Below are 13,316 nucleotides of genomic sequence, written 5' to 3' on the forward strand. Positions count from 1 at the left end.
GCGGGCCCGGGGTTCAGATTATACGGCGCATGATTTCCAAACATGCGCGGCTGTTATGATAAGGGCATTTCCAGAGACCTGCCTTATCTTCCTGCGCAATGATATGGTAATTTTCATACACGCCCCAAATCCATTCACCTTTATGAGTGTCAATTAGAAAATCTTGAATAAAATTCCAGGAAGCAGTAGCATTTTTTAGAAATTTTTCATCACTGGTGATTTGCCAGGCATTGAAGAAACCCACCATCGCTTCCGCCTGCGGCCACCAGTGTTTTTCCCTGACCCAGTGGTTATCCGCAGGATCAAACTCATACCAGAGACCACCATCGGTGTCCAGCGCTTCGGCTGCTGCATTGGCAATCTGCAAGGAACGCGCTCTTATCTCTTTTAGCAGCCCCTCATCATTAATTATTTCGGCAGCTTCCTGGATCAACCAGGCCGCCTCGATATCATGACCATAAGAGATGAGGGAAGACCTGGATTCCCATTCATCAGAGAAGAAGAGTTGAAGATGATGCGTATAAGGATGAACGATATGTTGAGAAAAGATCTGGATCAGCTCAATGATCTGTTGTTTGAGCGCGGGCCCCGGCCAGATCCGGTAAAGATTGGCGAAGGCTTCCAGCACATGCAGATGCGTGTTCATCGTTTTTCGCTCATTGGCATCTTTGGCGCTGAGCCGCATGTCCGCCAGATCAGACCAGTTGCGGGCAAAAGCTTCCAGGTAGCCGCCATGTACCGGTTCCGCAGCATGTTCTGTAATACAGCGATAAAGATCGATGGCATGTTGTTTAGCCGCTGCATCTCCTGATGCGACATAATATTCACTAAGGCCATACACTGCAAAGGCGATGGCATAGGTCTGCTTTTTTGTATCCGCGGGTTCTCCCGATGCCGTTACCGTCCAGTATACGCCGCCATAAGTTGGATCGATGAAATGCTCAACGATATAATCATAGGCTCTTTTGGCAAAGTGCAGGTACCGTGCATCTTGAGTTTGATTGTAAGCAGCAGCAAAACTCCAGCAGATGCGGCTGTTCAGCACGGAGCCTTTCAGGGCATTGGGATACACGATATCATCCCGGTCTATTTTTCCATAAAATCCACCCTGCTGATGATCCGTTACATGAAGCATCCAGTATTGGAGGATACTGTGCAATTCTTTCGTTACTTCTTCTTTGAACTGAGCCAGGCTGAGCATGACAGTATTGTTTAGTCTTCCAGTTTATTCCACCAGGTCCTTTTGAGAATAATGGCAATTACCACCAGGATGGCGATAGTGATGAGCAGCGGCAATTCCATCCACAATACCAGATACATCGGTAAAAGGGTCAGACAGCATTGCGCCGTAATTCCCAGCGCCACATTGAACATATCCAGCTTGAATCTTTTGTTGGGCTGGAATGTGGGATCTTCGGCCACTACACGGCTATGGATCCAGCCCCAGAAACCCCATGGCTTGACTGTCCGATAAAAAGATTTCAAAACTTCCAGATCAGTTGGCGGAGCTGAATAAGTTCCGATGATACAACCTGCCAGCGAAATGAGGAATAATAAGGGCCAGCTATATAAACTGATGCCCGTAAAAATGAACGGGAATACAAGCGCTGCGGCAATACCGCTGATCATACCCCAGAAAAATCCGTTGGCATTGAAACGCCACCAGTACCATTTCAACATGTTCGCAGCAATGTACCCGCCATAGAGAGCGCCTACGATCCATTGCAGGATGGAGTTCACATCTTTCGCAAAGAAACCCAGCACAATTCCCGTAGCCACTACCACTATGCCCACAAAATAATTGATGAGGATCACCTTCTTCGTACCCGCATTGGGGTTCACATACTTCAGGTAAATATCGTTCACGATATAAGCCTGCGCCGCATTAAGCGTGCCGGAGAAAGTTCCCATGAATGCACCTAACAAACCCGTAAGCATGATTCCCATGATGCCAACGGGCAGGAAATTATTCACAGCACCAGGCAATATCCGCTCGAAGTCTGTGCCACCGGCGCCATCGGATAAATTCAGCTGATCGTAATACAATAAGGCCAGAACAGTAAGCCCGATGATCAGTGTATAGCGAACCGGTAATAGAATAATGGACACGAACCCTGTCATCTTCGACGCTTCTTTCGGAGATCTCGTACTCAGTACCTTCTGCATATCATAGTTTGGTGCAGGCCCTGCGAGACTGGCCAACACTCCCTTGAACAGCATCATCATGAAAAAAATGGAAAACAGTCCGAAACCATCATCTTTTATCTTTTTATTGGCATCGTCTATAATACCTTTCCAGTCCAGGCCCAGGTCTACTCCAAAGAATGGATTGTTCCAGCCTGCCGGCACATTCAGGGTATTGCCACGCAGATGAGTAACCGCAATAATTCCTACCGCAATACAACCTGTTCCCAGGATGATGTATTTGATCATGTCTCCCAGCACGATGCTGTGCATACCGCCAAGGATGGAATAGAACATCGCGAAAAGTGTAAAAACGATCCCGTAGAAATGCGCCACATATTCCGGCGCCACATCAAAGGGAACATAGGGCGAAACGATATGCCAGGGAACAAAGATCTCCATGAACTTACCCAGCCCCACGAATCCATACGCGAGGAAACCAAGGCAGCCGATCAGCGCAAAAGCCACCACAATGATATGTGAAGCGCCAACACCTTTACCTGAAAGTCCGAACCGTGTGGCCAGCCATTCCGCACCAGTATTTGCGTTAGAGCGTCTCAGCCATTTGGCGAGGTACATCATATTGAACACCTGGTTGAATACGGGCCAGAGCCAGGGGATCCAGATACTTTTCAATCCATACACAAAACAAAGCGCTACCATCCACATGGTGCCGCTGATATCGAACATGTCGGAAGCATCGCTGAGGCCCAGCATATACCAGGGAAGTTTCTTTCCACCCAGCAGGTAACTCTCTTTGTTCTGACGGGCTTTCTTGCGAAGGAACCATCCGATGAGCACCATCATCACCAGGTAACTTACTACGATGCTGATATCTACCAATTGCAGTTTCATAGTTCGGGTTAAGGGCGTTGCAGTTCTTGTTTCAGTTTCGATTCAAAAAGAATATGCGGGTTCTTGTAAAACAATTTAAAGTCCTCAGCGGATACCTGTCCGGGGTAAGGCGCATAATAATGCATTTTTTTGTGCTGCTGATCATATCCATGATTTCTCCACACCAATACATATGCGATTTGCAGTTCTTTCACGATGGGCCACACCACACCCGTCCACCAATGAGGGTCAGGAACGCCCTCCAGCCCGGTTTCCGCAATGGCGGCGATTTTATTCTTTGTTGCTGCGATCCGGCAGATAGTCTCACTCATGCTGCGCATGTGCCGGATGAATTGTTCACGGCTGGCAACATCTGTTCTATATTGGTAATTGTCGAAGCTGATGAGATCAACCCATTCATCTCCGGGATAACGTTCCAGGAAATGTTGTTCATTTTCGAATCCGGCAGTATTGTACACATACAGCAAATGATGTAATTGTTTTTTATCACGGAGATAATGCACAGTGAACTGCCAAAGCTGTTTGAACTCATCAATGGTACATACATTTTTGCACCACCAGAACCAGTTGCCGGTGAGCTCATGGAAAGGACGGAAGAGAATGGGAATGTATTCGCCCTTGCTGTCTTTCAGATCATTCATGAACACTGCCACTTTATCAAGCCAGGTTTTGTAGAGCTCATGCCTGGGGCCACCGGGCAGGACCGATTTTACAGTTCCGGGTGTTGTATCCCACGCAGAGCCCGCGGAGAGCGGGTTCCGGGCATGCCAGCTGATAGTGATCACACCGCCTCTTTCATATCCTTCGCGAATGAAACGCTTAACATCAGTAAATGGCACTCCATCAATTTCACGTGCAGAATCCAGCTCAAGATGTGCGATATCCCATCCATATACACCGGGATGATCGTTCACCACTTCTTTCACATCGCAGCGACCTGGCACTGCTCTCCAGCCAACGCCGTAAGCGAGTGCATCCTGTTGACCAAAGATGGTGTAGCGTTTGCTGACCTGTTGAAGTGATGTATAGAGTTGTTTTGCAGCAGGCGTTGCCAACGGATCGGAGGGCTGTTGGGCGGGTACTGATGCATACAGCAGCATCATGCAGATGGCAATCGTCAGGGATCGAAACATGGCAGTCGATTTAAAGCTTTTCAAAAGTATAGTTAAATGATACGCTTGAATAGTACTTTTTTATCATCTTCTGATATAATTCCATGTTCTCCTGATCCTTTAATATATTTATGCCATGATGAAAAAACTCCGATACACTTGCTTATTTGTTTGCCTGCTGCTGGTAGTAGCAGCGCAGTCGGTTGCCCAACCATTTATCAATGAGATCCGGCAATTCAGAAAACAGGATTCCATTTCTGCTCCGCCCGCCAATCCAATCATATTTACAGGCAGTAGTTCTTTTCGCATGTGGAAAGATGTGAAGGATTATTTTCCCGGTTATACAATTGTGAACAGGGGCTTCGGAGGATCAGGGCTTCCGCATGTGATCCAATATGCAGAGGATGTGATCTTCAAATACAATCCGCGTCAGGTTGTGATCTACTGCGGCGAGAATGATCTCAGGCAGGATGTAAAAGGCGAGTATGTTGCCGACAAATTCAAGGAACTCTTCCACCTGATCCGCCAAAGGATGCCCGGTGTACCCATTGCTTATGTTTCCATGAAGCCAAGTCCACACAAAGAAAAAGTGCTGAAAGAGATGAAAAACGGAAATAAGCTGATCAGGAAATTCCTGAAAAAGCAAAAGAATGCGGTTTATATAGACGTGTATTCGGCCATGCTTAATGCCGATGGAAGTTTCAGGAAAATTTACCTGAAAGACAATCTCCATATGAATGCCGAAGGTTATAAGATCTGGCAGCCACTGATACAGAAACACCTGATAAAAGATTAAAACCAGTCCCCGCTCAATGCGGGGATTAGTTTTCCCAATTGTGCGCGGGCGCTGAGTTTCACTGGTTGCTGGCATAATTTTTTTCTTGGCTTCTAAAAAGAAGCTATGGAAACTACAACTGTGCATAACCCTCGTGAAGTGGTGTTGGGATTGCTCCAGGCATTGAACGACCACGATTATGAGGAAGCAAGAAAGTTTGCCAACCCTGATATGAAATTCGATGGCGTACTGGGATCGAGGGATGGAGCCGAAAGTTATTTTACTGATATGGAAAAGATGCAGTTGGAATACAATGTCAGGCGCATCTTTGTTGAAGGAAATGATGTTTGTGTATTGTACGATCTGCTGATAGAGGATGAGATCATTTTTTGCTGTGGATGGTACACACTTCAGGATGGTAAGATCAGCCATCTCAAAGTAGTATTCGATCCCCGTCCGCTGCTTGAAGCACAGGAAAACGCCAGCCAGGAGCCACAAGGTTGATTCTTCCTTTATTCTAATGAATCAGGCAGGAAAAATAACCGGTCCGGTTATACAATCCTACGGTTCAGTAACGACCATCATTTTCCACTATTTAAGCAGTCTAGCTTTGCCTTTCAAAAATTTAGTTATGAAAGGCAAGTTTACATTCAGGTGCGCATGCGTGGCAGCGCTTTTATTAACTACTACTATTACGCAGGCAAAGATCTGGCGAGTCAACAACAATTTCGGAGTACGTGCTGATTTTACACAGCTCAATGAGGCTGCCAATAATTCACAGGTGGCAGCAGGAGACACTATCTATCTCGAAGGGAGCAGTACATCGTACCAGGGATTCAATTTATATAAAAGACTTGTCATCATAGGGACCGGCTACTTCCTCTCCGGAGCAAACGGAAATGCAGGATTACAGGCAAATCCATACCCCGCTACTGTTACACTGTACATAGACTCGCTTGCCAGCGGTTCCATTTTCATGGGTCTTGAGCTTACCGCTAATTTAGACGGAGGAACAGACAATATCAGGATCGAAAGATGTTATCTATCCATCGGGCAGTGGACGGCAGGCAGCATCATGAGCAACCTGGTCATCAATAAATGTTTTGTGTATAGCCACAGATTAACCACTTTTCCGACAGAAAATCTCGAAGTCACCAATTGCATTTTTGAAGCAACGGTAAGTTATATGGGGGGCATGAACAGCCTGTACAGGAACAATACTTTCTTCAACGCCAATCTCACCATCAGCAACGCTTATATTGCCAATAATATCTTCCTGGGCAGCAACTTCACTCCCACCAGTTGTACTATTAAATACAATATCTCTTCAGGCAATATCCTCCCTTCCGGCAATGGGAATGTAAATGGCGTGCCGGCTAATTCGCTGTTTGTTGGTGGCAATTCGAGAGACGGCAAACATATGCTGCCAGCAACATCACCTGCCAGGGGCGCAGGAGAGCCGATCGCAGGCATCACACCTGATTGCGGAGCATATGGTACACCTGATCCATACAGACTGAGTGGCATTCCTCCTATTCCAACCATCTATGAACTGGTTGTTCCGGCATCGATCCCATCCACCTCATCTACGTTGCCGGTCACCGTTAGCACCAGATCCAATAACTGATCCCTCAATCAATTTCTATGATCAAGAAAAAAATTGCAGGACTGGTCCTGGCAGCAGGAATCCTATGTGCATCAGCTACAGCACAACCACCTTACCCAACAGCTCTCGACAGGGGGAATATCGTGTACCTGGAATATTTTATCGATAATGATCCGGGCCCGGGTAATGGCACTGCTGTTCCTGTTAGCCCCGGAAGGGATATCGCTTCCATCAGCATCGATGCAGACATCAGTGGCATTTCAAAAGCATGGCACCGGTTATACATCCGTGCGCGCAATGCTGATGGTGGATGGAGCCTGTGCAGCTTTGCACTTTTCGACAATGTGGCGATCCCTTCCTATCCAACTGCAACTGCCGTTGTGAACCTCGAAGAAATGGAATATTATATCGATAGTGATCCCGGCATGGGTAATGGCATCAAGGTTCCACTGCCGGCTTCTCCCGGTCAAAACAATATCACCATCCCGGTGGATATTTCCAATCTGGCTGGCGGCATTCACCGGTTGGTGATCCGAAGCAGGAATAGCCTGAACCAATGGAGCCTCACCAATATCAGCACTTTCGAGAACACGGCTTTAAGGCCCTACCCGGAGGCCGGCACCGCGGGCCCGGTAACACAAATGGAGTATTTCTTCGATACCGACCCGGGTTTCGGTAATGGACAACCGATCAGCTTTACAGGAGCACCTGATATCAATCAATTGTCTGTGAATGCAGATATTACCGGGCTCACAGAAGGACAGCATACATTGTACCTGCGCAGCAGGGAGTTTCCCTGGAGCCTCACGATGGCAGTCAATTTCAATTACGGCACCTCATTGCCAGTCACCTGGCTTTATGTGCGCGGAGAACGAAAGCAACAATCAGCCATAATCAACTGGGCCACTGCACAGGAATTCGATTCTGACAATTTTGTTGTGGAATACAGCAGGGATGGAAGAGAGTACACAAGTATCGGGGAAGTGAAAGCCGCCGGCAATAGCAGTACCAGTCGTAAGTATGAATTCACCTGGCATGGATTACAACCCGGCGTGAATTATTTTCGCTTAAAGCAAATCGACAAAAATGGAACTTTCAGTTATTCAAGTATCATCTCCATTCCATTTGCTGACCGGAATACTGCGCCGGTACTGTTACCAAACCCGGTAGACAAAACAGCAACCTTATTGGTCCCTCCTTCATTTGAAGCCACTCATTTGAATGTGTTCGATGCGGCAGGAAGAATAGTATGGCAGCAAGCCATCACCAGTAACAACAACAGCTACCAATTGCTGCAACTCGGATCATTGCAAAAAGGTATCTATGTATTGCAGGTGAAAGGGAAAGCAGAACATCATACCATCCGGTTTGTGAAGAAGTAATTTGATTAGATATTATAGTGTGTAAACAAAATATCGGATTGAAGTCGCTCACTTCTGGCGAATGACTGCAATCCGATATTCAGATTTTTTCTATTTTATGTAAGCAGCCAGCGCAGCAATGTCAAGCGTTTCCCTGATCTCACGGATCAGCTGGTGCGGGAGCCGCTTATCCAGCTCATAGCGAAACAGATCGATGATCACCAGCTGCAGGTCGGTTGCCTTGCGGGCGGAATCGAAAAAATCAGGATTAGGGATCACCAGCTTCTTACCATTGGTATGAAAGGCTGGGGCCTTTCTTTCTTCAGGCAACATAGCCGCCAGTTTCTTTTTATAGTCCTGCAATCTCAATTCAAAAGCAGAGAGGTATCTTGTGTTTTCTGCCAGCTCAACGGCTTCACGCTGCTTCATTTCTTCTTCCATTTTTGCATAATCAGCTTGTACCTTTTCCCATTTGGCTTTTGCATCCGCAGGATTGGTTTTGGCAAGAATATCCAAACCCTCTTTTACTGATTTCAAGATCCCAGGTTTATCCCGGAGCCATTGCTGGTAAGCAGATCCTTTTGCAAAAGTTTCTTTAGCTGTTTTTATAGCCTGCTCTTCCTCTTTGATGAAACCGAGGAGTACAGTTTCGTTCGACACATATTTGAACAGCGGCTTTTTATTCTTTGTGATCACCAAAAACCCGCCTTCTAATACCGGACATCCCGCAATGGTTCTGATCACTGCAGGTTCTGCATACCCCGTTTTATCGTACACCCCCCTCTTTAACATTGACCTGATATCATTGAAAAGCACATTGATGCCAGGTCCTTCTGCCGCCCTCTCCGGAACAGGGTTATCCTTCGTGGTGGTCCATTCCCTGATGATATAACTGGCAGTACCAGCCATTACCCTGCTTTCGTGACAGGCACCATCTCCACAAATCCCTGCATAAGTGCCAACTTCAAAACCACGTGGCGGATTGATGCAGGGAGTTTTGTGCATCAGTTCCATGAATGCCGCCATATTTTCATTCAGCACTCTGACCTGCGCAGCAGAAAACCCGTTATTCAAGGCAGGAGGAGACTGAAGGTTCTTTGCCATCGGCAGGTAAGATCCTTTTTGTGTGTACAGCGTTCTTTTAACTTGTGCAACACCTGCCTGCACCAGCAGGCAGCAACAGAGCAATGCCAGTGCATGAAGCCGGCCATCGCTTTTCATTTTCATAACAATATTTTTTACAGGTAATATTAAGGACCCGTAAAACTAGCCGGTGCTCTATAATTAAAGTGATAACGATATCCGGAATGCACAATTCCATTCCTGAATTGCAGTAAATTAAATTTCAGCTATGCATTGGTTTAACGAAGGATAAATCCTCTAACTTCATGCTATGTTTGACTTCCGGCTTAAAGTGTTCCATACCGTTGCCAACAGGCTTAATTTCACCAAAGCGGCAGAAGAGCTATTCATAACGCAGCCTGCCGTTACCAAACATATCCATGAGATCGAACAACACTTCAAAGTGAAACTGTTTGAACGCGATGGACGCAAAGTTCGGTTGACTGCTGCGGGACAAACCCTGTTCCGGCACACCTCCGGATTGTTCTCGTTGTACCGGAACCTGGAATTTGAAATGAATACGCAGGCTGATAAAAAAGCAGGCCGCCTCCGCGTTGGCGCCAGCACCACGGTAGCGCAGTATGTGCTTCCTCCCGTACTGGCTTCGTTCCACAAAAAATTCCCGGAGATCCGCATTACACTCAGTACCGATAATACGGAACAGATCGAACAAATGCTGCAACAACGCCAGGTGGATGTAGGCATTATTGAAGGTAGATCGAAGAACAGCGCATTCCGGTATACCCCTTTCCTGAAAGATGAACTGGTGCTGGTGGCCAATACTTCTCACCCTCTCGCAAAAAAAGGGATCATAAAACCGGAAGACCTCCTAAAGATCCCGCTGCTGTTGCGTGAGCCCGGGTCAGGCACATTGGAAGTGATCGCTCATGCACTCCGTCCGCTCGGCATAAAAACTGCACAACTGAAAAAAGAAATGCAACTCAGCAGTACTGAAAGTATTAAAGGTTATCTGCAACACAGCCAGTGCATGGCGTTCCTGAGCATTCATTCCATTTTACCTGAACTGGAACAAAGACTGTTTACAGTGATAGAGGTAAAAGGACTTTCCATCCAGCGCGATTTCTTCTTTATCAGCCCTCATGGAGAAAGCGGTGCGCTCGTAAACCTGTTTATGCAATTTTCCCTTACCCATAACTTCAGGTAATCGATCATTACGTTTTACCATTTCTCCTTCGCCGGGGTTTGACTGAACTTTGCCTCCATAATCATAGTGTATGGACAGGACGAAATCTATTCCCGGCAGGAAATTCTCAGACAGGCAGTTCAGCGCCCGGGAAATCATTTTCATCATTATTGCGGTGCTTTGCTGCACCAACCTGATCAGCGCACCGGTAGCCCTGTTACTGGGTTTGCTGGTAGCACAGCTGGTGGGTCATCCCTGGTTACACCTGAACCATAAAGTGACGCATTGGCTATTGCAGCTCTCTGTAGTTGGACTGGGATTCGGCATGAATGCACATATTGCGATGGAAGCAGGCCGCGCAGGTTTCGGCATTACGGTAGTTTCCATTGTTGCCACGCTCGGAATCGGATTGATATTGGGAAGATGGATGAGGATCGATAAAAAAACCTCCTGCCTGATTGCAGCGGGTACGGCCATTTGCGGCGGCAGTGCGATTGCAGCCGTTGCGCCGGCCATCGATGCAAAAGAGAAACAGATATCAGTGGCGCTGGGAACTGTTTTCATTCTGAATGCCGTGGCCTTGCTCGTTTTTCCGGTGACCGGTCATTTACTGGGATTGTCGCAGCTACAGTTCGGTACCTGGGCCGCCATTGCCATCCATGACACCAGTTCTGTTGTGGGGGCAGGCAGCAGGTATGGGCCGCAGGCGCTGGAAGTGGCCACTACAGTGAAACTGGCGCGTGCATTATGGATTATCCCTGTGAGCATTATTGCATCTTTCTCTTTCAGGAAAAAAGGACAAAAATTACATATCCCCTTGTTCATCGGTTTCTTTATCCTGGCGATGCTGGGCAATACTTTTATTCCTGCAGTACAAACGTTCAGCCCTTATGCCGTCATCATTGCCAAAGCAGGCCTAACGCTCACGCTGTTCCTGATTGGTTCCGGCTTATCCCGTGATGTGCTTCGCTCCGTTGGTATCAGGCCAATGGTGCAGGGAATTATTACCTGGGTATCGATAGCCGCAGCTACATTGTGGTTCATCTACTATTTCGTATAAGCATTGCTGATATAGTGTAGAGTTGGCAGGCGCCCGCCCCCGGCGACATGGTGTTCGCCGGAGGCGAACAAATATAAGTCACTCGCCAGAGGCGAGCGACTGGCCACCCTCCGATAAAACAAAGGGACCAGCTCAATGGCCGGTCCCTCTTCTCATGTACCCGTAGGTGGACAGTTTAAAAAACCCACGAATTATTTCTGGGCCCACCAGAGTGGTGTGAAGTTGGTATCATCACCTCCCAGGGCTTCCATTGCCTGCGCATATCCTTTAGCGTTGGCATTCTTCAAACTCGCAGGATACCTTAAACGCTGGGCAAAGAAATTTACCTGGTTATTCATATAGTTGGTTCCAGTCAGTTGCAGCATGTTCGGCAGGGGCGATTCCACGCTGGGGTTCTCGAAGAATGGCAGTCCCAGACGACGGTGATCGTTCCAGCTTTCCAGCGGCAGCCAGGGCAGATTGGAAATATATTTCTGTGTAATGATCTTAGTGAGTTGATCATTCTTTATGGTTCCGTTCTTGTAAATATTGTTCACGGGATACAGCACGTTCACAACACCGGGAGTTCCTGTATATCCATCTTTATAAATCATTTGATGGGTTGCAGGTGGTTCGGTAACATGGTCAAAGCTTGCGGAGGTGCCATACCTGTTATAGTCTGAAGATGCCAGGTAGTTAGTGGCATACGCTGAAACGCCCCAGTAATCGAAGTTGAGCTTCACGCCTGTTTCATAAGCTGCTTTTGCAGTGGTGGGAACATCCCAGCCTCTGAGCGCCGCTTCTGCCAGCAGGAAATATGTTTCCCAGGGCGCGAAGAAGATCCTCTTATTGGTGCTGTTCCTGAATTTCAGCGCCAGTCTTGGATTGGCTCCCGGATATGTACGCAACTGGTTCCTGGAACCATATACACCCCAGTCGCCGCTCTGCCAGCCATTCCAGGTGAATTTACCATCCAGCGAGCGAACCACCGCTCCATTGTCGTTCACGAGGTTGCGTACTGTGATTGACCAGTCTCCATAACGGCAGAAGTCCAGGTTATCGAAATCACCTGCCAGCGGGAATGCTTTCATGGCCCTGGGATCGAGTGTTGCGGGAATACCATCCTGGAAGTAGCCGGCCAGGGGCTCATTGGTTTTTGTGGAAAAATGATCAGTGAGTTTGAGACCTGCATCATTATTCGTCCTGATATAGCTATGGAAGCTTGCGGGTAGCAAGTCAGTTGTAGCAACGCCGCCCAGTCCTGCGAAAATGTTTTCCACAGTGGCGCCCATGATCTGGGAGTTCCATTCACGGCTCATCACACCATTGAGCGCATTGTAGCCATCTGCTTTCTCCTGCACCTGGAAAACATCATCCATGGTGGTGATGGCTGTTTCTTTTGCGGCTGCTTCAAACTCGGTCCTTGCTTTCTGTACATCCACTTCAGACAGTCGCATAGCCAGTCTCATACGCATTGATACTGCGTATTTCTTCCATTTCGCATACTTCCAACCGTAAGCAGCATCATATTTTGCTTCCGGCGCTTCTGTTGCTGCACCATCCAGTTTGGCGCCGGCATCTTTCAATTCGTCGAGGATATGGTAATAAACTGTTTTCACATCGGCAAACTCAGGGTTGGTCCCCTGGAAACCGTTCACGGGAATGGGGCCGAAGTTGTCAGCCATTTCGCTCATGAGGTAAGCGCGCCAGATGCGGGCCACCTGTTTCAGGTTTTCATTGTAAGGCCAGGCAGTTCCCTTTGCCTTTTTTTCATCGGCAATCTGGATGGCAGTATTGGCGGCATTGAGCCACCCTGAGATATAGGTGAAATAATCACGGTTCCAGTCGTCGTTATCGGCGCCAATGGTCAAAGTAGAGCCGAGTTGATGCCTGGCTGCATTTTTCCAGTACAAGACAAAAATACGTTCTGCAATATGCGGGTCCATTTGTGCGTCCACGATGGCATTGTTCAGAAAGAACTCTACTTCCACCTGGTCCACATTCGCTTCCCTGGGATTAGTGAGCATATCATCGAACTTCTTGCAGGAGGAGGCCATCAGTACTGCCGACAACAATATTCCTGAGGTTATATGTAGCTTTTTCATTGTAATTCGGTTT

11 protein-coding genes are annotated in these 13,316 nt (G+C 47.5%); 6 read left to right on the forward strand and 5 right to left on the reverse strand.

The window, feature by feature from the left end; translation table 11 throughout:
* Positions 1-13 precede the first annotated feature (13 nt).
* From D9Y29_RS17555 to D9Y29_RS17565, 3 genes are read right to left on the reverse strand one after another with little or no spacing between them, the layout of a single operon-like run.
* Positions 14-1,201: an AGE family epimerase/isomerase gene (locus D9Y29_RS17555; RefSeq protein ID WP_127130602.1), complete on the reverse strand. Its 1,188-nt coding sequence runs from the start codon at positions 1,199-1,201 to the stop codon at positions 14-16.
* Between the two features lie 11 nt (positions 1,202-1,212).
* Complete coding sequence (locus D9Y29_RS17560; protein ID WP_127130604.1) at positions 1,213-3,039, reverse strand: sodium:solute symporter family protein; 1,827 nt, start codon at positions 3,037-3,039, stop codon at positions 1,213-1,215.
* An 8-nt stretch (positions 3,040-3,047) separates the two neighbouring features.
* Entirely contained in the window at positions 3,048-4,172 is a 1,125-nt protein-coding gene (locus D9Y29_RS17565; RefSeq protein WP_127130606.1) for a glycoside hydrolase family 26 protein, read from the reverse strand.
* A 115-nt stretch (positions 4,173-4,287) separates the two neighbouring features.
* Here D9Y29_RS17565 and D9Y29_RS17570 point away from each other — a divergent pair, with 115 nt between their 5' ends.
* The 4 genes from D9Y29_RS17570 to D9Y29_RS17585 all read left to right on the forward strand — a co-directional run bounded on the left by D9Y29_RS17570 (position 4,288) and on the right by D9Y29_RS17585 (position 7,914).
* Positions 4,288-4,947, forward strand: a complete 660-nt coding sequence (locus tag D9Y29_RS17570) for a GDSL-type esterase/lipase family protein (protein ID WP_241237968.1) — start codon at positions 4,288-4,290, stop codon at positions 4,945-4,947.
* A gap of 105 nt (positions 4,948-5,052) precedes the next feature.
* The gene (locus tag D9Y29_RS17575; RefSeq protein WP_127130608.1) at positions 5,053-5,430 is read left to right on the forward strand and encodes a nuclear transport factor 2 family protein; all 378 of its coding nucleotides are present in this window, start codon (positions 5,053-5,055) and stop codon (positions 5,428-5,430) included.
* A gap of 127 nt (positions 5,431-5,557) precedes the next feature.
* On the forward strand, positions 5,558-6,553 hold the full coding sequence (locus D9Y29_RS17580) for a hypothetical protein (protein WP_127130610.1): 996 nt from the start codon (positions 5,558-5,560) through the stop codon (positions 6,551-6,553).
* 17 nt (positions 6,554-6,570) lie between these two features.
* Positions 6,571-7,914 (forward strand): T9SS type A sorting domain-containing protein, encoded by a 1,344-nt coding sequence (locus tag D9Y29_RS17585; protein ID WP_127130612.1) that lies wholly within the window; start codon positions 6,571-6,573, stop codon positions 7,912-7,914.
* A gap of 90 nt (positions 7,915-8,004) precedes the next feature.
* On the opposite strand, the gene D9Y29_RS17590 is transcribed toward D9Y29_RS17585, so the two are convergent.
* A complete protein-coding gene (locus D9Y29_RS17590; RefSeq protein ID WP_127130614.1) occupies positions 8,005-9,120 on the reverse strand; it encodes a hypothetical protein in 1,116 nt (371 codons plus the stop codon).
* 166 nt (positions 9,121-9,286) lie between these two features.
* Between D9Y29_RS17590 and D9Y29_RS17595 the strand changes: the two genes are divergently transcribed.
* Positions 9,287-10,180, forward strand: a complete 894-nt coding sequence (locus D9Y29_RS17595; RefSeq protein WP_127130616.1) for a LysR family transcriptional regulator — start codon at positions 9,287-9,289, stop codon at positions 10,178-10,180.
* 70 nt (positions 10,181-10,250) lie between these two features.
* Positions 10,251-11,219 carry a YeiH family protein gene (locus D9Y29_RS17600; RefSeq protein ID WP_127130618.1) on the forward strand — a complete coding sequence of 323 codons (969 nt, stop codon included), beginning with the start codon at positions 10,251-10,253 and terminating at the stop codon, positions 11,217-11,219.
* Between the two features lie 191 nt (positions 11,220-11,410).
* Here the strand turns inward: D9Y29_RS17600 and D9Y29_RS17605 are convergent, their stop codons facing one another.
* A complete protein-coding gene (locus tag D9Y29_RS17605) occupies positions 11,411-13,303 on the reverse strand; it encodes a SusD/RagB family nutrient-binding outer membrane lipoprotein (RefSeq protein WP_127130620.1) in 1,893 nt (630 codons plus the stop codon).
* Positions 13,304-13,316 lie beyond the last annotated feature (13 nt).

Origin of the sequence: Pseudoflavitalea rhizosphaerae (genome assembly GCF_003991355.1) — a bacterium.
Classification (GTDB): domain Bacteria; phylum Bacteroidota; class Bacteroidia; order Chitinophagales; family Chitinophagaceae; genus Pseudobacter; species Pseudobacter rhizosphaerae.